Annotated in this window: 26 protein-coding genes and 1 tRNA gene; 16 read left to right on the forward strand and 11 right to left on the reverse strand. The window is 63.0% G+C overall.

From position 1 onward, the window contains the following. Positions 1 to 94 precede the first annotated feature (94 nt). Genes LOKVESSMR4R_RS10345 through LOKVESSMR4R_RS10355 form a run of 3 tightly spaced genes read left to right on the forward strand, consistent with a single transcriptional unit; the run spans position 95 to position 2729 of the window. Positions 95 to 1552: a pilus assembly protein TadG-related protein gene (locus tag LOKVESSMR4R_RS10345; RefSeq protein ID WP_087208128.1), complete on the forward strand. Its 1458-nt coding sequence runs from the start codon at positions 95 to 97 to the stop codon at positions 1550 to 1552. Next, positions 1549 to 2118, forward strand: coding sequence for a TadE/TadG family type IV pilus assembly protein (locus tag LOKVESSMR4R_RS10350; RefSeq protein WP_087208130.1), 570 nt, complete (start codon positions 1549 to 1551; stop codon positions 2116 to 2118). The genes LOKVESSMR4R_RS10345 and LOKVESSMR4R_RS10350 overlap by 4 nt, the downstream gene beginning before the upstream one ends. After that, on the forward strand, positions 2115 to 2729 hold the full coding sequence (locus LOKVESSMR4R_RS10355) for a TadE/TadG family type IV pilus assembly protein (protein WP_237331761.1): 615 nt from the start codon (positions 2115 to 2117) through the stop codon (positions 2727 to 2729). The genes LOKVESSMR4R_RS10350 and LOKVESSMR4R_RS10355 overlap by 4 nt, the downstream gene beginning before the upstream one ends. Here LOKVESSMR4R_RS10355 and LOKVESSMR4R_RS10360 read toward each other — a convergent pair whose 3' ends face one another. After that, positions 2730 to 3215 carry a hypothetical protein gene (locus LOKVESSMR4R_RS10360; RefSeq protein WP_087208132.1) on the reverse strand — a complete coding sequence of 162 codons (486 nt, stop codon included), beginning with the start codon at positions 3213 to 3215 and terminating at the stop codon, positions 2730 to 2732. 15 nt (positions 3216 to 3230) lie between these two features. Then, the gene (locus tag LOKVESSMR4R_RS10365; protein WP_087208134.1) at positions 3231 to 3818 is read right to left on the reverse strand and encodes a TetR/AcrR family transcriptional regulator; all 588 of its coding nucleotides are present in this window, start codon (positions 3816 to 3818) and stop codon (positions 3231 to 3233) included. Positions 3819 to 3846: 28 nt separating this feature from the next. Here LOKVESSMR4R_RS10365 and LOKVESSMR4R_RS10370 point away from each other — a divergent pair, with 28 nt between their 5' ends. The 6 genes from LOKVESSMR4R_RS10370 (at position 3847) to LOKVESSMR4R_RS10395 (ending at position 9129) form a co-directional block, all read left to right on the forward strand. After that, positions 3847 to 4128: a hypothetical protein gene (locus LOKVESSMR4R_RS10370; protein WP_237331762.1), complete on the forward strand. Its 282-nt coding sequence runs from the start codon at positions 3847 to 3849 to the stop codon at positions 4126 to 4128. 54 nt (positions 4129 to 4182) lie between these two features. Continuing rightward, positions 4183 to 5469 carry a homoserine dehydrogenase gene (locus LOKVESSMR4R_RS10375; RefSeq protein ID WP_087208136.1) on the forward strand — a complete coding sequence of 429 codons (1287 nt, stop codon included), beginning with the start codon at positions 4183 to 4185 and terminating at the stop codon, positions 5467 to 5469. 70 nt (positions 5470 to 5539) lie between these two features. Continuing rightward, complete coding sequence (gene glpX / locus LOKVESSMR4R_RS10380; RefSeq protein ID WP_087208137.1) at positions 5540 to 6505, forward strand: class II fructose-bisphosphatase; 966 nt, start codon at positions 5540 to 5542, stop codon at positions 6503 to 6505. A 107-nt stretch (positions 6506 to 6612) separates the two neighbouring features. Continuing rightward, positions 6613 to 8373: a single-stranded-DNA-specific exonuclease RecJ gene (gene recJ / locus LOKVESSMR4R_RS10385; RefSeq protein ID WP_087208139.1), complete on the forward strand. Its 1761-nt coding sequence runs from the start codon at positions 6613 to 6615 to the stop codon at positions 8371 to 8373. A 75-nt stretch (positions 8374 to 8448) separates the two neighbouring features. Continuing rightward, positions 8449 to 8523 (forward strand) — tRNA-Glu (locus tag LOKVESSMR4R_RS10390). A 177-nt stretch (positions 8524 to 8700) separates the two neighbouring features. After that, entirely contained in the window at positions 8701 to 9129 is a 429-nt protein-coding gene (locus tag LOKVESSMR4R_RS10395) for a VOC family protein (protein WP_087208141.1), read from the forward strand. Positions 9130 to 9145: 16 nt separating this feature from the next. On the opposite strand, the gene LOKVESSMR4R_RS10400 is transcribed toward LOKVESSMR4R_RS10395, so the two are convergent. From LOKVESSMR4R_RS10400 to LOKVESSMR4R_RS10410, 3 genes are read right to left on the reverse strand one after another with little or no spacing between them, the layout of a single operon-like run. Beyond that, positions 9146 to 9667, reverse strand: coding sequence for a MarR family winged helix-turn-helix transcriptional regulator (locus tag LOKVESSMR4R_RS10400; RefSeq protein WP_204248662.1), 522 nt, complete (start codon positions 9665 to 9667; stop codon positions 9146 to 9148). A 57-nt stretch (positions 9668 to 9724) separates the two neighbouring features. After that, on the reverse strand, positions 9725 to 10009 hold the full coding sequence (locus LOKVESSMR4R_RS10405) for a succinate dehydrogenase assembly factor 2 (protein ID WP_087208143.1): 285 nt from the start codon (positions 10007 to 10009) through the stop codon (positions 9725 to 9727). Further along, positions 10006 to 10401: a helix-turn-helix domain-containing protein gene (locus tag LOKVESSMR4R_RS10410; protein ID WP_087208145.1), complete on the reverse strand. Its 396-nt coding sequence runs from the start codon at positions 10399 to 10401 to the stop codon at positions 10006 to 10008. Before LOKVESSMR4R_RS10410 ends, LOKVESSMR4R_RS10405 begins: the two co-directional genes overlap by 4 nt. 80 nt (positions 10402 to 10481) lie before the next feature. On the opposite strand from LOKVESSMR4R_RS10410, the gene LOKVESSMR4R_RS10415 reads away from it, so the two are divergent. Then, positions 10482 to 11684, forward strand: coding sequence for a pyridoxal phosphate-dependent aminotransferase (locus LOKVESSMR4R_RS10415; protein WP_087208147.1), 1203 nt, complete (start codon positions 10482 to 10484; stop codon positions 11682 to 11684). Beyond that, complete coding sequence (locus tag LOKVESSMR4R_RS10420; protein WP_087208149.1) at positions 11681 to 12082, forward strand: hypothetical protein; 402 nt, start codon at positions 11681 to 11683, stop codon at positions 12080 to 12082. The genes LOKVESSMR4R_RS10415 and LOKVESSMR4R_RS10420 overlap by 4 nt, the downstream gene beginning before the upstream one ends. 12 nt (positions 12083 to 12094) lie before the next feature. Here the strand turns inward: LOKVESSMR4R_RS10420 and LOKVESSMR4R_RS10425 are convergent, their stop codons facing one another. From LOKVESSMR4R_RS10425 to LOKVESSMR4R_RS10440, 4 genes are all read right to left on the reverse strand, one after another. Continuing rightward, the gene (locus LOKVESSMR4R_RS10425) at positions 12095 to 13042 is read right to left on the reverse strand and encodes a 2-hydroxyacid dehydrogenase (RefSeq protein WP_087208151.1); all 948 of its coding nucleotides are present in this window, start codon (positions 13040 to 13042) and stop codon (positions 12095 to 12097) included. Beyond that, on the reverse strand, positions 13039 to 13377 hold the full coding sequence (locus LOKVESSMR4R_RS10430) for a tRNA-binding protein (RefSeq protein ID WP_087208153.1): 339 nt from the start codon (positions 13375 to 13377) through the stop codon (positions 13039 to 13041). The genes LOKVESSMR4R_RS10425 and LOKVESSMR4R_RS10430 overlap by 4 nt, the downstream gene beginning before the upstream one ends. Next, on the reverse strand, positions 13370 to 14185 hold the full coding sequence (gene proC, locus LOKVESSMR4R_RS10435) for a pyrroline-5-carboxylate reductase (RefSeq protein ID WP_087208155.1): 816 nt from the start codon (positions 14183 to 14185) through the stop codon (positions 13370 to 13372). Before proC ends, LOKVESSMR4R_RS10430 begins: the two co-directional genes overlap by 8 nt. Positions 14186 to 14260: 75 nt before the next feature. After that, on the reverse strand, positions 14261 to 14764 hold the full coding sequence (locus tag LOKVESSMR4R_RS10440; protein ID WP_087208158.1) for a YbjN domain-containing protein: 504 nt from the start codon (positions 14762 to 14764) through the stop codon (positions 14261 to 14263). Positions 14765 to 14995: 231 nt separating this feature from the next. Here LOKVESSMR4R_RS10440 and LOKVESSMR4R_RS10445 point away from each other — a divergent pair, with 231 nt between their 5' ends. After that, positions 14996 to 16027, forward strand: coding sequence for a M42 family metallopeptidase (locus tag LOKVESSMR4R_RS10445; RefSeq protein ID WP_087208159.1), 1032 nt, complete (start codon positions 14996 to 14998; stop codon positions 16025 to 16027). Between the two features lie 108 nt (positions 16028 to 16135). Here the strand turns inward: LOKVESSMR4R_RS10445 and LOKVESSMR4R_RS10450 are convergent, their stop codons facing one another. Beyond that, positions 16136 to 16384 (reverse strand): accessory factor UbiK family protein, encoded by a 249-nt coding sequence (locus tag LOKVESSMR4R_RS10450; RefSeq protein ID WP_087208161.1) that lies wholly within the window; start codon positions 16382 to 16384, stop codon positions 16136 to 16138. Between the two features lie 105 nt (positions 16385 to 16489). Between LOKVESSMR4R_RS10450 and lgt the strand changes: the two genes are divergently transcribed. The 4 genes from lgt (at position 16490) to LOKVESSMR4R_RS10470 (ending at position 20226) form a co-directional block, all read left to right on the forward strand. After that, positions 16490 to 17371: a prolipoprotein diacylglyceryl transferase gene (gene lgt / locus LOKVESSMR4R_RS10455; protein ID WP_087208163.1), complete on the forward strand. Its 882-nt coding sequence runs from the start codon at positions 16490 to 16492 to the stop codon at positions 17369 to 17371. Beyond that, a complete protein-coding gene (locus tag LOKVESSMR4R_RS10460; RefSeq protein WP_087208165.1) occupies positions 17368 to 18426 on the forward strand; it encodes a class I SAM-dependent methyltransferase in 1059 nt (352 codons plus the stop codon). The genes lgt and LOKVESSMR4R_RS10460 overlap by 4 nt, the downstream gene beginning before the upstream one ends. Next, entirely contained in the window at positions 18423 to 19178 is a 756-nt protein-coding gene (pgeF, locus tag LOKVESSMR4R_RS10465; protein WP_087208167.1) for a peptidoglycan editing factor PgeF, read from the forward strand. The genes LOKVESSMR4R_RS10460 and pgeF overlap by 4 nt, the downstream gene beginning before the upstream one ends. Positions 19179 to 19431: 253 nt before the next feature. Continuing rightward, the gene (locus LOKVESSMR4R_RS10470; RefSeq protein ID WP_087208169.1) at positions 19432 to 20226 is read left to right on the forward strand and encodes a Hint domain-containing protein; all 795 of its coding nucleotides are present in this window, start codon (positions 19432 to 19434) and stop codon (positions 20224 to 20226) included. Here the strand turns inward: LOKVESSMR4R_RS10470 and LOKVESSMR4R_RS10475 are convergent. Then, positions 20223 to 21587, reverse strand: coding sequence for an MATE family efflux transporter (locus LOKVESSMR4R_RS10475; RefSeq protein WP_087208171.1), 1365 nt, complete (start codon positions 21585 to 21587; stop codon positions 20223 to 20225). The two genes, LOKVESSMR4R_RS10470 and LOKVESSMR4R_RS10475, sit on opposite strands and share 4 nt — an antisense overlap. Positions 21588 to 21607: the final 20 nt, after the last annotated feature.

Here is a 21607-nt window from a genome sequence, read left to right on the forward strand (position 1 = left end):
TCACATCCCCGACCGCGCGGTGGCTGTGATAAATGGAAAGTGAACGCTGTCATGATCAGGACGCGATGCAGATCGCCTACTGAGAGGATTCCGAATGCAAATTCCAAAGACGCAGGTCACAGCCATTGCGCACAACCCCAGCTGGCGCGCCCGCTATCTGCGCCGTTTCGGGCGCGACGAGGATGGCAGCATCATCATCCTGACCATCCTGCTGTTGATCACCATGCTGATCCTGGGCGGCATGGCCGTCGATTTCATGCGCTACGAGGCCCGTCGCGCGACGCTGCAATCGGTGTCTGATCGCGCCGTTCTGGCGGCGGCCAGTTTGAACCAACAGATTGATCCCGGCCTGATCGTCGAGGATTACTTTGCCAAGGCGGGCTTTGCCGATGCTTTGCGCGACGCCCCCGTGGTTGTCGATAACGGCAATTCGCGCAGTGTGACGGTCCGGTCGGCCCTTGATGTGGACACGTTCTATCTGCGGCTGGCAGGCATGGACAGATTGACCGCCCCGGCCCAAGCGAGCGCAACCGAAGGTGTCGGCAAGGTCGAGATCGCGCTGGTGCTGGATATTTCCGGCTCGATGCGGTTCAGCAACCGCTTTGCCAATATGCAGGCCGCAGCCATCGCCTTTGCCGAGGAAGTGCTGGACCCCGCCAATGGCGGCACCGTGTCCCTGACCATCATCCCCTATGCGGGCGCAACGAATCCGGGGCCAGAAATGTTCGCCTATATGGGCGGGGTCCGCTATCCGGATACGTTGCTGCCGGGGGATGACGGTATTCTGGGGACGGAAGATGATTACTTTTTCCCGCAGGTATCATCCTGTGTCGAAATGGAAGGATCGGATTGGTCCACCACGGGATTGCCGGCTGCCGGACGGCCGCAAGTGCCCCATTTCCAGACTTGGGATATCGCCCCGCAGGTGATGGATTGGGGCTGGTGTCCGCAGGACAAATCTTCGATCCAATATGCGCTGGCATCCGCCGCGCAAGCCCGGACTTTCATCAACAATCTGCGGATGCATGACGGCACCGGCACCCATTACGCGATGAAATACGCGCTTGCGGCGCTTGACCCGTCAAGCCAGCCCGCTTTCCAGCATCTCAGCCACCCCAGCAGAGGACTCGTGCCGCCGGAATTCGCGAACCGCCCCGCCGCCTGGGATGATCCCGAAACCAAGAAGATCATCGTTCTGATGACCGATGGCCAGATAACGGTGCAGGAAAGGCCGCGCATTCCCCAGCAGGAAAGGGATATCGACAGGACCATCTTGCAATCCATCCATGGCAAGAACAACCGCGGCACTGTCATTGGCGAGAGCACCAATGTCGCCCGGTTCGAGGCGATCTGCACCCTTGCAAACGAACCGGCGCGCCATGTGGATGTCTATACCGTCGCCTTCGAAGTGCCCCGGAACAGCCCCGCCGACCGGCAGATGCGCGGCTGCGCCAGCGATCCATCCATGTTTTTCCGCACCAGCGGCGCCGAGCTGATCGAGGTCTTTTCCGGTATTGCAGAGCGGATCACCGATCTGAGGCTGAACCTGTGACCCTCACCCGCTGTTTTTGTGATTTTCTGCGTCGGTTCCGCGACAATGAGGATGGTGTCGTCACGGTTGAATTCGTGATCGTATTTCCAGTCTTCATGACATTCTTTCTGATGACCTATGAAAGCGGGATGATCTCTTTGCGGCATTTCGCGCTGGAACGGGCCGTTGATGTTGCCGTGCGCGATGTGCGGATCGGGGCGATCGCGAACCCGACCCGCAACAACCTGCGCGCCAGAATCTGCGCGGCGGCGCAGCTGTTGCCGGATTGCGAAAACCAGCTGCAGCTGGAAATGATCCGCCGCGACCCGCGCAATTGGGTTGACGTGCCCGGCCAGGTGCAATGCATTGATCGCGGCGCATCGGTCCAGCCTGTCGTCACCTTCACCAATGGCGGCAATAACGAATTGATCTTTCTGCGCGCCTGTATCCGGCTGGACCCGGTCTTGCCGACCAGCCTGTTGGGCCGCACCATCGTCGAGGCGAATACAAGCAGCGCGGCGGGCGGGTCTTATGCGCTGGTCGCCACCACCGCTTTCGTGGTCGAGCCGTTCCGGAACACGCCATGACCCGCATGAAAGATCTGATCCCCCGTTTTTGGCGCAACGAGGATGGCACGGCCGCCATCGAACTGGTGCTGGTGACGCCCATCATCACCTGGGTCTTGTTGTCCACCTTGGTCTATTTCGACGCGTTTCGCGCGGAAACCCGCAGCGCGCGCGCAGGCCTGACCATCGCGGATATGTTCAGCCGCGAAGTGAACACGCCCGCCGCCGTTGACGCGGCCTATATCGACGCGGCGCAGGCGCTGCTGGCGACCTTGGTCGAATCCGATACCGACCCCGGCCTGCGCGTCACTTCCTATAGCTGGGACGCGGCCGCGAACCGCTATGTGGTGCGCTGGTCCGAGAGCCGTGGCATTGGGCAGGCGCTAAGCACGGCCGATCTTGCCTTGATGACCGACCGCCTGCCGCTGCTGGCGGATGGGGCGACATCGGTTCTGGTGGAAACCAATGCCATCTATCGCGCGCCCTTCGCGCTGGGGATATCGCCTTTTACAAACGGCAATCTTGGGCCGGTCGAGATGACGACCTTTACCGTCATCTCGCCGCGTTTCATGCCGGCGGTCTGTTTTGATCCGACACCGGAAGACCCCGCCAACGGCGACGAAATCTGCTGATCACTGCGCGCGCGCCGCGATCCGCTGGGCGATCTGTTCGGCCATGAATTTGGCCGGACCAGCCGCCGTGACACCGCCGACGCCGACGCGCTTGCCGATCCGCCACCACATGCCGGGCGACCAGCCGCGCGGCTGGCCTTGGCGCAGCACCAGCGTAAAGCCATTGGCCGGTTTCATCGCCAGCGCGCCCCGGTCCACCAGCACGATATCCTCGATCCGCGCCAGCAGCGTGCCTTCGGTGTCGCGCAGCGCGGTCTCGGTCAGCACGATCCCCAGCCGCGTGGCGCGGCGCATCCTTTCGCCCAGCCACAGCATCGCCGCGCCAAAGCCCAGCAGAAAGACCAGCCAGGTCAGCTGCGGCGGCTGGACCAGCGCGGTATAGATCAGCAAACCGCCCAAGCTGTAAATCACGCCGCAGGCAAAATAGCGCCGCCCCTGCGAGGCATAGACGATGGGGTGACCGCTCAGGGTGTCGGGGTTGGACATGGATGACCTTTCGCGTCAGCGCCGGACGGATTTCTGCACAAGGTTGCAATAGATTTCTTCAATCGCATCCATGCCCAGCCGCCCGCCTTCGCGGTACCAATGGCTGAGCCCGGTCAACATGGCAATGATCGCCATCGTCGCGATCCGCGTATCGGGCACGGCAAAGATTCCCGCCGCCACCCCGTCGCGCAGGATATTTTCGAGCGCGGTTTCATACTCGCGGCGCATGGATTCGAGGATCGCGAAATTCTCGGGGGCAAGATTGCGCAATTCCATATAGGAGACGAACACCTGATCGGACCTTGGCAGATGGAACCGGATGTGAAACCGCGTGAACCCGTCCAGCCGCGCAGGCGGGTCGCCTTGCAGATCAGCCGCGGCCAACGCATCAAGCACATCTTGCATATGTGCGCGCATCAGATCGAACAGCAGGCTTTGCTTGTCGGGAGTGTAATTATAAAGCGCCCCCGCCTGCACCCCGACCTCGGCCGCGATCTGGCGCATGGATACGGCCGCATAGCCATGCCGCGCGATCAGCCGCAGGGCCGTGTCCTGCACCCGTGGGCCGGTGATATCGGAATGAGAACCTTGCTTGCGCGCCATAGTGCCATGTAACTGAACAGCCGTTCAAATGAAAAGCCCGACTTGCCGCGACCTGCCGCAGCTGTCTATTGTCTGCCACATGCGCCGCGCCCTGCCCTTTGTGATCTTGCTATCCGCCTGCGCGGATATTCCCGCGCTGGATGGCACCGTGACCGAGGCTGCGCGCAACGCGCCTTATCCGCGCCTTGCACCGCTGCAGGATCAGCCGCTGCCGATGACCCAGACCGCAGATCATATGGATGACCGGCTGGCCGCGCTGCAACGCCGCGCCATTGCATTGCGCGCACGCGATCCGGGCGCGTTGCAGTAGCGGGGTTCATTCGCTACACCGCACGGGAAGCGCGACAGATATGGATTTGACAGCATGACACACCCTTTAAGGCTCGGCATTGCGGGACTGGGCACCGTTGGCCTGGGCGTCGTGCGGATCGTGCAGAAACATGCCGATCTGTTGCAGGCCCGCAGCGGCCGCGCGATCACGATCAGCGCGGTATCGGCACGCAGCCGCGACAAGGATCGCGGTGTCGATCTGTCGGGTTATGCTTGGGAGGATGATCCCGTCGCCCTTGCCCGCCGCGATGATGTCGATCTGTTCATCGAGGTGATGGGCGGCCATGACGGCCCCGCCAAAGACGCGACCGAAGCGGCCATCGCGGCTGGCAAGGACGTGGTTTCCGCCAACAAGGCGCTCTTGGCCGTGCATGGCCAGGCCCTTGCCGAAACCGCAGAGGCCGCAGACCGCGTGATCCGTTTCGAGGCCGCCGTTGCGGGCGGCATCCCGGTCGTCAAGGCGCTGACCGAAGGTCTGGCCGCCAATGAGATCACCCGCATCATGGGCGTGATGAATGGCAGCTGCAATTACATCCTGACCCGCATGGAAAGCGCGGGGCTGACCTATCAGGAGGTCTTTGACGAGGCCAATGCCCTTGGCTATCTCGAAGCCGATCCCGAACTGGATGTGGGCGGGATTGATGCGGGCCATAAATTGGCGCTGTTATCGGCCATCGCCTTTGGCACGCAGGTCGATTTCGACGCCGTGCAGCTGGAAGGCATCGGCGCCGTCAGTATCGAGGATATCCGCCAAGCCGCCGATATGGGATTCAAGATCAAGCTGTTGGGTGTCGCGCAAATGACCGGGCGCGGGCTGGAACAGCGCATGTCGCCCTGTCTGGTGCCCGATACATCACCGCTGGGGCAATTGCAGGGCGGCACCAATATGGTCGTGCTGGAAGGTGATTCCGTGGGCCAGATCGTGCTGCGCGGCCCCGGTGCGGGCGAAGGCCCGACCGCCAGCGCCGTGATGGGCGATGTGATGGATATCGCGCGCGGTCTGCGCATTTCGACCTTTGGCCAGCCTGCGACCAGCCTGCGCCGCGCCCGCCCGGCACGCGCGGCGGTGCCCGCCCCCTATTATCTGCGGCTGCAATTGCTGGATAAACCCGGTGCTTTGGCCAAGGTCGCGCGCGCGCTGGGCGATGCGGGCATTTCCATCGACCGGATGCGCCAATATGGCCATGCCGCCCCGACCGCCCCCGTGTTGATCGTCACCCATAAGACAACCCGCACCGCATTGGACGAGGCTCTGGACGCGTTCAAAGATACCGGCGTCGTGTCCGGTGATCCCGTCGCGATCCGGATCGAGGCGGTTTAGCGCAAACAGCCTTGCGAGAGTGACCCAAGCAGGGTTTACCGTCAGGCACATATCCCGAAGGAAAAGCCCCATGCCCAGCCCCGCCGATTTCAACGACCGTAACCTGTCTCTGGGTCTGGCCCGCGTCTCGGAAGCCGCGGCAATTGCCTGCGCGCCCCTGATCGGGCGCGGTGATGAAAAGGCCGCCGATCAGGCCGCGGTGGATGCGATGCGCAATCAGCTGAACAAGCTTGATATCGCCGGTGTCGTGGTGATCGGCGAAGGCGAGCGCGACGAAGCCCCGATGCTGTTCATCGGCGAAGAGGTCGGCACCGGCAAGGGGCCGGGCGTGGATATCGCGCTTGACCCGCTCGAAGGCACGACGCTGACCGCCAAGGACATGCCCAATGCGCTGGCAGTGATCGCCATGGGGCCGCGCGGATCGATGCTGCATGCGCCCGATGTCTATATGGACAAGCTGGCCATCGGGCCGGGGTTCCGGTCGGGGGTGGTGACGCTGGATATGTCGCCTGCCGAACGGGTCTCCGCGCTGGCGGCAGCCAAGGGCTGTTCGACCAAGGATATCACCGTCTGCGTGCTGGAACGCCCGCGCCATGAAGATATGATCGCCGAATTGCGGGACACAGGCGCTGCGATCCGGCTGATCACCGATGGCGATGTGGCCGGTGTCATGCATTGCGCCGAACCCGATATCACCGGTATCGACATGTATATGGGATCCGGCGGCGCGCCCGAAGGTGTGCTGGCGGCAGCCGCGCTGAAATGTATGGGCGGGCAGATTTTCGGCCGGCTGGTGTTTCGCAATGATGATGAACGCGCCCGTGCGACCAAGGCCGGCATCACCAATTTCGACCGCGTCTATACCCGCGACGATATGGTCACCGGCGATGTGATCTTTGCCGCAACAGGCGTGACCGACGGCTCGCTGGTGCCGGGCATCAAGCGCGAGGTCGGTTTCGTGACCGCCGAGACGATCCTGATGCGGTCCAAGACCGGATCGGTGCGGCGGATGATCTATCGCAACCCCGTGCGCTGAGGCAGGGCTTGCGCTGAGGCGCTGGCGCGCCGCCTCCGGCGGGAGTATTTTTGGAAAAAAGAAGTCAGGGCGTGGCGCGGCGGCCATGGCGCTGATAGTATGAATGCATGAATAAACCACAAGATCATGCGTTTTTGGGGGTGAGTACCTCTCTGACAAGCCGCCGCTGGGTTGGCCCGAGCCTGCAGGAAGATCGCGCCGCCGAGGCCATGGTGCAGGCGACCAACCTGCCCCCGGCGCTCTGCCGGACGCTGGCGCGGCGCGGGGTACAAGCGCAGGAGGCGGCGCTGTTTCTGGCCCCCACCCTGCGCGATCTGCTGCCCGATCCGCGCAGCCTGCGCGACATGCAAAAGGCGGCGGCGCGATTTTTGCAGGCGGTTGTCCAAAAGCAGCGGATCGCGGTTTTTGCCGATTATGACGTGGATGGCGGGGCCTCGGCCGCGCTGCTGATTGTCTGGCTGCGCCAGCGCGGTATCGGCGCGACGCTTTATATTCCGGACCGGATCGACGAGGGCTATGGCCCCAATGATGCCGCCATGATGGCGCTGGCAGCCGCGCATGATCTGATCATCTGCGTTGATTGCGGCACCCTGTCCCATGGGCCGATCGCGGCGGCGCGCGGCGCGGATGTGATCGTGCTGGATCACCATCTGGGCGGCGAGACCCTGCCTGCCGCCCATGCCATCGTGAACCCCAACCGGCAGGACGAAAGCGGTGATCTGGCGCATCTTTGCGCAGCGGGTGTCGTGTTCTTGATGCTGGTCGAGGCGAACCGGCAATTGCGCGAGACCGGTATTGCCGGGCCGGATCTGATGGCGATGCTGGATCTGGTCGCATTGGCCACGGTGGCCGATGTGGCACCGCTTGTCGGGGTCAACCGCGCCTTTGTGCGCCAGGGGCTGGCGGTCATGGCGCGCCGCCAGCGCGTCGGGCTGACCGCGCTGGCGGATGTGGCGGGGCTGGATGCGGCCCCTGCGGCCTATCACCTGGGGTTTTTGCTGGGGCCAAGGGTCAATGCGGGCGGGCGGATCGGCAAGGCCGATCTGGGCGCGCGGTTGCTGGCCACCGATGATCCCGCCGAGGCGCGCGACCTGGCGGATATGCTGGAGCAGCTGAACACCGACCGGCGCGCCGTGGAACAGGCGGTGCGTGATCTGGCCACAGCGCAAGCGCTGGCGCGCGGCACCGATGGCCCGCTGGTCTGGGCCGCGGGCGAGGGCTGGCATCCCGGTGTCGTGGGCATTGTCGCGGCGCGGCTGAAAGAGGCCACCAACCGCCCCGCCATCGTCATCGGTTTCGAGGATGGAATCGGCAAAGGATCAGGCCGGTCGGTGTCGGGCATCGATCTGGGGGCCGCGATCCAGCGGCTGGCCAGCGAGGGGCTGTTGCTCAAAGGCGGCGGGCATAAGATGGCTGCGGGGCTGAGCCTGACGCAGGACCAGCTGGAACCGGCGATGGCACGGCTGGCGCAATTGCTGGACAAGCAGGGGGCGGGCGCGCTGGGGCCGGCTGATCTGCGGCTTGACGGTATCTTGATGCCCGGGGCGGCGACGGTCGATCTGGTGACGCTGCTGGATGATGCCGGCCCTTTCGGGGCGGGCGCCCCCGCGCCGCGTTTTGCCTTTCCTGATTCCCAGATCCTCTTTGCCAAACAGGTCGGTGAAACCCATCTCAAGATCAGCTTTGGCGACGGGCTGGGCGCGCGCATCGACGCGATCTGTTTCGGGGCGATGGAGGGGCCTTTGGGGCCTGCGCTGTTGCATCATAACGGCAGCCGATTCCACCTTGCCGGGCGGATCGAAGTCAATGTCTGGCAAGGCCGCCAATCGGTGCAATTGCGCCTGGAAGACGCCGCCCCCGCACATTGAGATGCGTTCGGAAAAAAGCGTAGATTCCCCCTTGCGCGCGCTGCGGGCTTTGCCTAAAAGCGCGACACCAAGTGCGGTCCCTTCGTCTATCGGTTAGGACGCCAGGTTTTCAACCTGGAAAGAGGGGTTCGATTCCCCTAGGGACTGCCATGGTAAAAACCCCGTAAATAGTGGCCTGTGATCAAGCGGTTAGCCGCCGTGATGCGGGTCTTTGCCGGGCCATGGCCAGCGCGGCGCGGCATCTGGCGGCTTTGTGATCCGGTCTGTTGTTTCGCCGCCGGTCCCGCCGCGTTAGGCTGGCGTGAAAATGACAGAAGGATTGCACCAATGCCCCTGACCTACCTGCACACGATGGTCCGCGTGAAAGACCTAGAGGCGTCGATGGCGTTTTACGCCCTGCTTGGCCTGCGCGAGACGCGGCGGATCGACAATGACAAGGGCCGGTTCTCGCTGGTGTTCATGGCACCGCCGGGACAAGAGGAATGCCCCGTCGAGCTGACCTATAATTGGGATGGCGATGATGGCTTGCCGTCGGACAGTCGCCATTTCGGGCATCTGGCCTATCGCACCAGCGATATCTATGCTTTGTGCCAGCATCTGATGGACAATGGCGTGACGATCAACCGTCCGCCCCGCGACGGGCATATGGCCTTTGTGCGGTCGCCCGACAATATTTCGATCGAATTGCTGCAGGAAGGCGACAACCTGCCGCCCGCTGAACCCTGGGCCAGCATGGAGAACATTGGCCATTGGTAAAGCGCGCATTCCCGCGTCAATAGATATAGCGGATCTGATCGCTCCAATACCGTTCGACCCGGCGCAGCGCGGCAGAGATATCATCAAGACCGGCATGGTCCAGCACCTGCCGGTCCAACAGGCCATCGGCATGGGTGGCAAATAATTTCGCCACGATCAGACGCACATTGCGCCCCTTTTCGGTCAGGCGCACCCGTACCGACCTGCGGTCGATTTCGCTGCGCTGGTGGTGCATATAGCCAAGGTCGACCAGTTTCTTGAGATTGTAGGACACGTTTGACCCCTGGTAATAGCCACGCGATTTCAATTCGCCTGCCGTCACCTCGTGATCGGCGATATTGAACAATAACAACGCCTGGACCGCGTTGATTTCAAGAATCCCGACGCGTTCGAATTCATCCTTGATCACATCCAGCAATAACCGGTGCAACCGTTCCACCAAGGTCAGGACATCCAGATAGGATGCCATGAAGGATGCGCTGCGCGCCTCCGACAAGCCGGATTTGTCCTGCTTGCCCAGATTGGTGTGAACGCTCATCCCGCCGCTCCGTCTGCTGTCATGCAGAGGGTCTAGAGCCAACAAGACAAGATAAGGTTAATGCGCTGACGCCCCGGGCCGCGTGACCCCATGCGCGCCGGCGGCGATCCGGGCGATCATGTCGGCATAGACATCAGGCACGGCAAATTGCCCGCCGACCCAGCCGTAAAGATCATGGTCGTTTTCGGACAAAAGCGCATCGTATAGCGCCAGTTCCGCATCATTCATCTCTGCCAGATGAGCGGCGGCAAAGGCCGACAGGATCAGGTCCATTTCCTTGATGCCGCGCCGCATCGACCGCATGTGCAGCCGCTTGCGGGTGTGTTCGATGGTTTCTGTCATAATGTCCTGCGCAAAGCTGTCTGAAGCTGTTTTTCGACCTGCCCCATCTTGTCAAGCAGCTGCACCATCTGGGCGCGCAGGCGGCGGTGGTCCTGCATCAAGGCTGCGACATCGGCGGGGATTTCGGTCGCATCATCGGGGGCGGCCAATCCGTCGCCCTGCCCTGTCATCAGCCAGCCCAGCGATACGCCCAGCATACCCGCCAGCATCTGGAGCCGGTTGGCGCGCGGCTCGCCAGTGTCGTTTTCCCACGAAACCAGCGTCGTCAATTTGACGCCCAATGATTTGGCAAGCTGTTTCTGGGTCAGACCTGCGGCTTCGCGCGCCCCTGCAAGCCTGTCGCCGAATGTCGCGGCCTCGGGGCTGTACCAGTCACTGTCGGTTTCGGTCACGGCGGACTCCTTGGTTCTTGCTATGCTCGGTCGGGTCGTCTTATGTCACGGATAGTGTAATTTGACCACCGGACATCCTCATGGCTTTTCTGTCTGCGACGCTTGACCGCGTCAAACCATCCCCCACCATCGCCGTCACCACCAAAGCGGCCGAGCTGAAAGCCGCAGGGCGCGACATCATCGGCCTGGGCGCCGGAGAGCCGGATTTCGACACGCCGGCCAATATCAAGGCCGCCGCCGTGCAGGCGATTGCCGATGGCCGCACGAAATATACCGCCGTCGATGGCATCCCCGAATTGAAACAGGCGATCTGTGCCAAGTTCAAGCGCGACAATGCGCTCACCTATGATCCCGCGCAGGTCACCGTCGGCACCGGCGGCAAGCAGGTGCTGTATAATGCCTTCATGGCGACGCTTGATCCGGGTGACGAGGTGATCATCCCCGCGCCTTATTGGGTCAGCTACCCCGATATGGTGCTGCTGGCAGGCGGCACGCCGGTCACGGTCGCAGCCACGCTCGAGGCCGATTTCAAGATCACCGCCGCGCAGCTGGAGGCCGCGATCACGCCTGCCACCAAATGGTTCTTGTTCAATTCGCCCTCTAACCCCACGGGCGCGGGGTATTCTTGGGATGAATTGAAGGCGCTGACCGATGTGCTGCTGCGCCATCCCCATGTCTGGGTCATGACCGATGACATGTATGAACATCTGGCCTATGGCAATTTCAAATTCTGCACGCCAGCGCAGGTTGAACCCCGCCTTTATGACCGCACCTTGACCGTCAATGGTGTATCCAAGGCCTATGCGATGACAGGCTGGCGGATCGGCTATGCGGCGGGGCCGGAGATGCTGATCAAGGCGATGCGCAAGGTGCAGTCGCAATCCACATCCAACCCCTGTTCGGTCAGCCAATATGCCGCCGTCGAGGCGTTGAACGGCACGCAGGATTTCCTTGCCCCCAACAACGCGCTGTTTGAACGCCGCCGCGATCTGGTGGTTGATCTGCTGAATAGCGCGCCCGGCGTGATCTGCCCGCGTCCCGAAGGCGCGTTTTATGTCTATCCGTCCATCGCGGGCTGCATCGGCAAGACCAGCGCGGGCGGTGTGTTGATCGACAATGACGAAACCTTTGCAGCGGCCTTGCTGGAAGAAACCGGCGTCGCGGTCGTGTTCGGCGCGGCCTTTGGCCTGTCACCCAATTTCCGCGTCAGTTACGCGACCTCGGATGCAGCACTTGCAGAGGCATGCCAGAGGATCATCACCTTCTGCAAAGGCCTGACATGATCGCCTTGCCCGAATATTATTTTCGCATCCGCGACAACGGGGCGGCCGTGTTCCGCGTCGATGTCGAGGACCGGCACCGCCGGATCGACATGCAACAGATCGCCGTGGTCCATACCAACCGCGGCGATTTCAAACCCTATGGCGACCATGTCCTGACCGCCGCAGATGAAACCGTGATTCTTGATTGGATCGCCGCGCGCAAGACATTGCAGGCGCGGCGTGAACTGGAAGATCTGCACCGCACGATCGAGCAATTGAACCTGACCGCGCATTGGGCGCAAACCCATGCCAGTGACGCCGATCTAGAGGCGGTCACAGACGACCTGCTGCTGGCGATGCATGATCTGCGCTCTGTGCTGGTGCGCAAGAAATCCGACCGTCTGGCCAAGCCTGATTGATTTAATCGCGGCTCAGACCGCCTGCGGCAAGGCGCGCCCTTCGTCCCATGCGATGATATTATCCAGCGCCATCTGACCCATCGCCTCGCGCACTTCCAAGGCAGCGGTGCCCAGATGCGGCAGGATCACGACATTTTCCAAAGCGCGCAAAGCCTCTGGCACGAATGGTTCCTTGGCAAAGACATCCAACCCCGCCCCCGCGATCTGCCCTTTTTGCAGGGCGGCGATCAGCGCGTCTTCATCCACCACATCACCGCGTGCGATATTGACGAATATGCCAGTGGGCTTCATCGCGGCCAAGGCGGCGGCGTCGATCAGCCCGGTATTGGCCCCGCCGCCGGGCACGGTGACGACGATGATATCGGCCTGCGCCATCAGATCATGCAGGCTGTCCACCTGCCGCGCGGGCATATCGACCATCTTGGGCGAACGGTTGAAATACAAAACCGGCATGTCAAAGCCGTAAAGACAGCGCCGCGCCACGGCCTGCCCGATCCGGCCCATGCCGATGATGCCCACGGTCTTGCCGGTGACATGGGTGCCCAGCATCTGTGTGGGCTGCCAGCCGGTCCAAAGACCTGCGCGCACCAGCCGTTCGCCTTCGCCCGCACGGCGGCAGGCGGACAGGATCAGCGTCAGGCCGATATCGGCGGTGGCATCGGTCACGGCGTCAGGCGTGTTGGACACGGCGACACCGGCGGCGCGGGCGGCGGCCACGTCGATATGGTTATAGCCGACCCCGAAATTGGCCAGCACACCGCAGCGGATATCGCCCGTAAAGGCCTCGGCGGTGAAACCATCGCCCAAGGTCGGCAGGACCGCGTCGTAATCGCGCAGGGCGGCGGCCGCCTCGGCCACACTGAGCCCAGCGGTTTCGGTGCGCAGGGTCACGTCAAACCGCGCGCGGGCGGCGGCCAGCACGGAATCCGGCAAGGCGCGGGTGATCAGAAGTTTCTTCAATGCAAACGCCCTCCCAAAGGCACATCCTGGTCAGGTCCGACCAACACCACCGCACCGCCCGCATCGGGCATGCCCAGCACCAGCACTTCGGACATGAATTTGCCGATCTGGCGGGGCGGGAAATTCACCACCGCCAGCACCTGTTTGCCGACCAGCGCCTCAGGCGCGTAATGCACCGTGATCTGGGCGGATGTCTTTTTCTCGCCGATCTCGGGGCCGAAATCGATCCAGAGCTTGATCGCGGGCTTGCGCGCCTCGGGGAAAGGTTCCGCGCGGGTCACGGTACCGACGCGCACATCGACCTTCATGAAATCGTCAAAGCTGATCTCACTCATTGGCCAATTCCCTGGCACGGTTGGCAGCGGCCGCGACGGCGCGGCGCATCAGATCGGGCAGGCCCTTGTCCTTGTCCATCAGCACATCAAGCGCGGCCTGCGTCGTGCCATTGGGCGAGGTGACGTTGATGCGCAGCTGCGCGGGGTCTTCATCGGCGGTTTCGGCCAATTCGCCCGCGCCGCCGACCGTGGCCTTGGCCAGATCCATCGCCATTTGCGGGGTCAGCCCTTGGGCCACACCGGCGGCGGCCAGCGCCTCGATCATGTGAAAGACATAGGCGGGACCGGACCCCGATACGGCGGTGACGGCATCCATCTGGGATTCGTCCTGCAGCCGGACGGTCTGGCCCACCGCCCAAAGCAGCGCCTCGGCCAGATCAAGATCGGCCTCTGTCGTCTTGGCATTGCCGATCAGCGCGGTGATTCCCCGCCCGATGGCGGCAGGCGTGTTGGGCATCGCGCGGATGATCGGGGTGTCGGGGCCAAAAGCCGCCTCGAACGTGGCGATGGGGGTGCCTGCGGCGATGGAAATGACCAAGGTCTTGCCAGAGCCAAGCGCCTTTACATCGGGCAAGGCGGTCATCATCATCTGCGGCTTGACCGCGATCACCGCGATGGCAGGGCTTTCGGGCAATGTGCCGCCAATATGGACGCCCTGCTGTTTCAGCCAGTCGGATGGATGCGGATCAATGACCCAGACCGAGGTCGGCGGCAGCCCATTGCGCAGCCATCCCGCCAGCATCGCCGATCCCATCTTGCCGCAGCCCAACAAAACCAGACCACGCACGGCAACTTCGTTCATATTCATACAGGTCACCTCTTGTCGGAATTCCAAGAGGTTACGCCACGCCAAGGCGAAGGAAAAGCCACCTTGGCGAAATTTTCAGGCGCGGCCGTAGGCGCCGGCGATGGCGACTTCCAGCGCCTGTTTGGGGCTTTTATCGGCCCAGGTGACCAGCTGGATCGCGGGGTAATATTGTTCGCAGGCATTGACCGCCGCCCCGATCATCGTGTCGATCTGATCGGGTCCGGCGACCTGATCGCCCGCCAGGACCAGCCCGTAACGGTACACCATCAGGTTCTGTTCGTCCCACCAGGTCAGCGACCCGGCCCAGAGCCGGTCATTGATCGCATTCAACGCCTCGTAAAGCGCGGGTTTGCGCGCGACGGGGGGTTCCATCTCGAAGGTGCAGATCAGGCGCAGGGTTTCGTCATAGGCCGACCAGGCCAAAGTGATCGAATAGGTGCGCCACTGACCTTCGACCGCCATGGCGATCTGGTCATCGTGGATTCGGTCAAATTCCCAATCATGGTGTTCGGCGATATGTTCCACCAGGTCGATCGGATGCAGATCATCGGCTTCGAGGTAGTGTTCGGACAATGCCATATGCTTGGCCTCACTGTGTTGGCGCGGGGAATGGGGGATGCCCCTAGCGCTAGCTGCCTGCTCTAGGGGCGGTAGAGTTCTGGTTTAGCCCCTACCACATATCGTGTGGCAGGATCGGCCACCTGTAAAGCAATTTCTTGGGGATAACCCTGCTGTAGCAAAAAATTCACGCCGTCGATTGCCAAGCCGCGCGCCCCGTCACAGATTGCAATCAACAAAGGAGCCTTCCCCATGAATCTCGATCTGCTGAAACGACTTTGCGAAATGCCCGGCGTGCCGGGCCATGAACACCGCATCCGCGATCTGATCACATCCGAGATCAAGGGAATGTTCGACGCCGTCACCACCGACCCGATGGGATCGCTGCTCTGTCGGCGGGATGCCAAGAAAAAGGATGCCACGCGCATCATGCTGCTGTGCCATATGGATGAAATCGGCTTTCTGGTCAGCCATATCACCAAGGACGGCTATCTTTACCTGCAACCTGTCGGCGGGTTTGATCCGCGCAACCTGTTTTCGCGCCGCGTGCTGGTCTGCACCGATCAGGGCGATTTCAAAGGCGTGATGAACCCCGGCGGCAAGCCGATCCACATCTCATCGGCCGAAGATCGCAAGAAAGTCCCCGAAGTCACGGAATTCTTTGTCGATCTGGGGATGGGCAAGGCCGCCCGCGACAAGGTCAAGATCGGTGATTTCGTGGTCATGGACGAGCCTTTCATCGAAATAGGCGACAAGATCGTGTCCAAGGCGCTGGATAATCGCATCGCCTGCTGGCTGGGGATCGAGGCGATCCGCGCGCTGGGCAAGAAAGGGCGCGGCGCGGAAATCCATGTCGCTTTCACCTGTCAGGAAGAGGTCGGTCTACGCGGCGCACGCACGGCAGCCTATGCGATCAAGCCCGATATCGGGCTGGGCATTGACGTCACGCTGGCCTGCGACACCCCCGGCATCCCTGAAAAAGACGCCACCACCACCCAAGGCGCGGGGTTCGGGCTGCATGTGCGCGATTCGTCCTTTATCGCCGACAAAGCGCTGGTCGCCGAAATCGAGGCTTTGGCGATCCGCAAAAAGATCCCCTATCAGCGCACCATGCTGGCTGCAGGCGGCCAAGACGGGGCCGCAGCCCAGCAGGCCGCAGCGGGGGCGCGCGCGGTCGGGATCGTGGTTGGCACCCGCTATATCCACACCGTCACCGAAATGATCGACAAGGGCGATCTGCAGGCGGCGCTGGATATTCTGGTGGCCTATCTGTCGGAATATTGACGCCCCGGCGGGCAGCGCGGCAGCCTTGCCCTCCCGCCACGATACGGGCTGGCAAGCGGGCAAGACATCACAGCGGCGCGCAGTGCTATCCGCGCGCCGCTGGGCCGATCACTTGGTCTTTTTGGCTTCGAGTGCGGCAATCCGCGCTGACAAAGCCTCGTTTTCCTCGCGGGCTTTCTGGGCCATGGCGCGGACGGCGTCGAATTCTTCGCGGGTGACGAAATCGCGGTCGGCCAGCCAGCGGTCCATCATGGATTTCATCGCTGTCTGCGCCTCGTCGCGCGCGCCCTGGGCCACGCCCATCGCATTGGTCATCAACTGGCTCAGATCGTCGAACATCTTGTTACGGTTCTGCATGGCTCTCTCCAATCCTGTTCAGCTCTATATGGGGCCAAGCCCGGTCACAGACAAGCGGTTCACCCTGCCTTGACATCGCCGCGCGCGCGCATCACCACTTGCGCCATGTTCGCAGCGATCCCCTTTCCCAATATCTCGCCCGAGATTTTCAGCATCGAGCTGTTCGGCATGACGCTGGCGCTGCGCTGGTATGCGATGGGCTATATCGTCGGCATCGCGCTGGGCTGGATGATCGTCAAAGCCGCGCTGCGCCGTCCGCATCTGTGGCGCAATGGCGCCCCGATGGACCCGGCACGGCTCGAGGATCTGCTGACCTATATCGTGCTGGGCGTGATCGGCGGCGGGCGGCTGGGCTATGTGTTTTTCTATCAACCCGCCACATTCCTTGCCGATCCGGCCAGCATCATCCGCATCTGGGAAGGTGGGCTGTCATTTCACGGCGGCTTTGCGGGCGTGGTCGTGGCCGTCTGGCTGTTCAGCCGCCGCCATAACGTGCCGCTGCCCGCGCTGGCCGATATCATCGCCGTGGCCGCCACACCGGCCATCCTGCTGGTGCGGATCGCCAATTTCATCAATGCCGAGCTTTGGGGCCGCCCGACGGATGTGCCTTGGGGCGTGATATTTCCGGGCGAGGCCGCGCAATCCTGCGCCACGGCGACAGCGCCTTGTGTGCGCCATCCCTCGCAGCTTTACGAGGCGGGGCTTGAAGGGCTGCTGCTGGGTGCGGTCTTGTTGCTGCTGGCGTTCCGGTTTGGCGGGCTCAAGAAACCCTGGCTGCTGTCGGGTCTCTTTTTCGCAGGCTACGGCATGGCGCGTTTCATCGTCGAATTCGTCCGCCAGCCCGATACGCAATTTGTCAGCGCGGGCAATCCGCTGGGCTGGGCCGTGCAATTTGGCGATTACGGGCTGACCATGGGGCAGGTGCTGACGCTGCCGATGATCCTGACAGGTCTTGTCGTCATCATGGCGACCACCCGACGCAGATGACCGCATTGGCCGATCTGATACGGGCCCGGATCGCGCGCGACGGGCCGATCAATATCGCAAGTTTCATGGCCGATGCGCTGATGCATCCGCTGCATGGCTATTACGCCACAAACGACCCGTTCGGCGCGGCAGGCGATTTCACCACCGCCCCCGAAATCAGCCAGATGTTCGGCGAGCTGATCGGGCTGGCGCTGGCGCAGGCCTGGCTGGACCAAGGCGCGCCCGATCCGGTGACCCTGGCCGAACTTGGCCCCGGTCGCGGCACGCTGATGGCCGATATCCTGCGCGCCACCGCCGCCGTGCCCGGTTTTCACGCCGCTTTGACGGTGCATTTCGTGGAAACATCGCCGCATCTGCGCGCGCTGCAGGCCGCGCTTGTGCCGCAGGCCACATGGCATGACCGGATCGACACGCTGCCGCAAGCGCCGCTGCTGCTGGTCGCGAACGAGTTTTTCGACGCCCTGCCGATCCGGCAATTCATCCGCGCGGGGACAGGCTGGCGCGAAAGGATGGTCGGCGCGCAGGATGGCGCCTTATGCTTTGGGCTGTCGGAACCCGCGCCGCTGGCGCTGCTGGCGGCGCGTCTGGCCGATACCCAAGACGGCGATCTGGTGGAACATTGCCCCGCCCTGCCCGGCATCATCACCAGCATCGCGCAAAGGATCGCCACAAAGGGCGGTGCCGCGCTGATCATTGACTACGGAGATTGGCAGTCTTTGGGGGATACGTTGCAGGCGCTGGCGCGCCATGCCCCCGCCGACCCGCTGGCCGCCCCCGGACAGGCCGATCTGACAGCGCATGTCGATTTCGCCGCCATCGCCGCCCATGCCGCCCCCGCGCGCCATAGCCGCCTGACGCCGCAGGGCCTGTTTCTGGAACGGCTGGGGATCACGGCGCGTGCGCAAAAACTCGCCACAGGGTTGACTGGACCGGCGCTGGATGCCCATATCGCCGCACATCGCCGCTTGACCCACCCGGCCGAAATGGGTGAGCTGTTCAAAGTGATGGCGCTTTACCCTGGGACAGCCATGCCCCCACCCGGACTGGACGCATGACGCTCGAAATCATCACCGACACGGCACTTGGCACCGCGCGGCACGGGTTCTTTACCCGCAAGGGCGGCGCATCCTCGGGGGTCTTCGCAGGGTTGAATTGCGGGTTCGGCAGTTCGGATCAATCCGATATCGTGGCGATCAACCGTGACCGGGTGGCAGGCGCGCTCGATCTGACGGCAGAGCAGCTGGTCGGCGTGCATCAGGTGCATTCCGCCGATGTCGTCACCGTCACCACCGCAGGCCCGCTGCTGCAAAAGGCCGATGCTTTGGTCACCCGCACCAAGGGGATCGCGCTCTCGGTGCTGACGGCCGATTGCCAGCCTGTGTTGTTCTATGACGATCAGGCCGGGGTGATCGGGGCCGCCCATGCGGGCTGGAAAGGCGCGCTGGCCGGTGTGCTGGAACAGACCGTGCAGGCCATGGAACAGCTGGGCGGCACCCGCGCCAATATCGCAGCCGTGATCGGCCCCGCGATCAGCCAGCGCAATTACGAGGTGGGCAGCGATTTCCGCGACCGTTTCGTCGCTGTCGATCCGGGCTATGACAGGTTCTTTGCCGCTGGCGCGCCGGGGCGGTTCCAGTTCGATCTGCCCGGATTTGGCCTGATGCGGCTGCGCGCTTGCGGCATCGGACAGGCGCATTGGACGCGGCATTGCACCTATGGCGATCCGCTGCGTTTTTACAGCTATCGGCGCAGCGTGCATCTGCAAGAGGCCGATTACGGCCGGCTGATCGCGGCGATCCGGCTGTAATCAGGGCAGCAATGCGGCGACAGCGGGACCGCGCCATGGCATGGCCCCTGCCCCGGCGCGCGATGGCGTGGAAAATGCCTGATTTCAGCGCATTACAGGTTGCAGACCGATACCTGTTTTCTTGCCGCCGCGCCTGCGACCGCCAAAGTCCTGCCAGTTTGATCGCGCATATTGCCCCGACCTCATGCGCCACAGCCGCCTGCCCCAAGCGGGCAAATCACTTGTGGCGCGACCAGCCCATTAAAGGATCCGCATGCCAAGCCGTTCCAATACCGCCTCGGCCTATTCTGATCCGCGGGGGCCTGATCCACAGGGGCCTGATCTACCGGGGCCTGATCCGGCACGCCCCCCGCAAGACAAGGCGCTGCGCCACAGGCCAGAGCGCAAATACACGATCACCTGCCTTGCAGGCGGGCGGCTGATCCAGACCAGCGCCATGGCCCCCGCCACCGCCGCCTTCGAGGATGCCTTTGCCGCCTTGGGGCGCGGCACGATCGTGCAAACGCGTCACGGCCCGGTCGCGGTCGAAGACCTGTTGCCGGGCGATGGCCTGCGGCTGATCGACGGCAGCTATGCGCCGCTGTTATGGCGCGGGATGATCACGATCACACCTTGTGATGCGGGGCCAGCGCGGCACAGCCTGACGCGGATCACCGCCGATGCGCTGGGGATCGGGCGGCCCTTGCAGGATCTGGTGCTTGGGCCTGCGGCGCGGCTTTATCACGCGACCAGCAATGTGGCGAAACTGACCGGCAAAAAGGCAGCCTATATTCCGGCGCATGATTTCGTGGATGGCGAGCAATTCATCGCCCTGCGCCCCGCCGCCCCGGTCGATCTTTATCAGCTGGGCTTTGGCGCGCAGGAAACGCTGATGGTCAACGGCATCGGCGTCGAAAGCCTGCATCCGGGCACCGCCTTTAGCCTTGGGCTGCGCGGCGCGGCGCTGGCGCAATATCTGGCGCTGTTTCCGCATCTGCGCAGGCTTGATGATGTGGGATTGTTCCGGCATCCGCGCCTGCGGCTGCGCGATCTGGACCGACAGGCCTAGCCCAGCGCGGCGCTGATCCGCACCGAGCGGCCCCAGAACCGCCACATCAGCAGGATCGCCGCGACCAGCAGCCCCAACACCAGCCCCAGCCAGATGCCGACACCGCCAAACCCCCAGTAAAATGCCAAAAGATAGCTGGCCGGCAGACCGATTCCCCAATAGCTGAACGCCGCCATCACCATGGGCACGGTGGTATCCTGCACCCCGCGCAACAGCCCCAGCACAACGACCTGCACCCCATCGACCAGCTGGAACAGCCCCGCGATCATGACCAGCAGGATGCCGACCTCGATCAGCCGCAGCCGGTCCGGCTCTGCCGGGTCGATGAACAAGGACACCAACAGGCCCGGGATCAGCAAAAAGACCGCCGAGGTCACCGCCGCATAAAGCGCCGACAGCCCGATGGCGGTGATCCCGCCGCGCCGCAGCCCTTGCTCGTCGCGCCGCCCCAGCGCGCGGCCTGCGCGCACGGTTGCCGCCTGCGAAAAGCCGATATGGACCATGAAGGTCAGGCTGGCCAGCTGGATCGCGATCCCATGGGCGGCCAGCGCAATCGGCCCGATCCAGCCCATCATCACCGCAGAGGCGCTGAACAGCCCGCCTTCGGCCAAAGATGTCAGCCCGATGGGCCAGCCCAGCATGAAGACCCGGCGCATGATCGGCGCATCGGGGCGGTGGAAATTGCGGAACAATTCATAGCGCGGCAGCTTGCGCAGGATATAGCCCACCAGCAGCGCCACGGTCAGCAGGTTCACCAAGACCGAGGCGATGGCCGCCCCTGCGATCCCCAGTTCCGGCGCGCCCCAATTGCCAAAGATCAGCGCATAATTGACCAGCCCGTTCAGCACCGCCGTCCCGACCGTCGCCCAAAGGATAAAGGCGGTATGTTCCAGCGCCACCAGAAAGGATTTCAGCGCCATCACCAGCAAGGTCGGGATCATCCCCCAGATCACGATCCGCAGGTATAGATGCGCCTCGGCCGCGACAATCGGGTCCTGCCCGATGGCCAGCAGGATCTGCTCGGACCAGAAGAAGGGCAGCATCACGATCACCCCATAGATGATCGACAGCCAGAGCCCCATGCGGGTGACACGCCGCACCTGCACATGGTCATTTTGTTCATTGGCCGCCGCCACCAAAGGCGTGATCGCCTGCGCAAAACCTGCGCCCACGATGAAAACCACGAAAAACAGCGATGTGGCGATGGTCGCCGCCGCCAAGGCGGTGACATCATACCAGCCCAGCATCAGCGTATCGGTCATATGGATCGCGAATTGCGCCATATTGCTGAGAATCAGGGGAAGTCCCAGTTTCCAGATCGCGCGCGCGTGGTCGGGATATGTGGTGGCGATCTGCTGCATCCGGCCAGCTTTAGGCGCGA

Origin of the sequence: Yoonia vestfoldensis, assembly GCF_002158905.1 — a bacterium.
Lineage (GTDB): Bacteria > Pseudomonadota > Alphaproteobacteria > Rhodobacterales > Rhodobacteraceae > Yoonia > Yoonia vestfoldensis_B.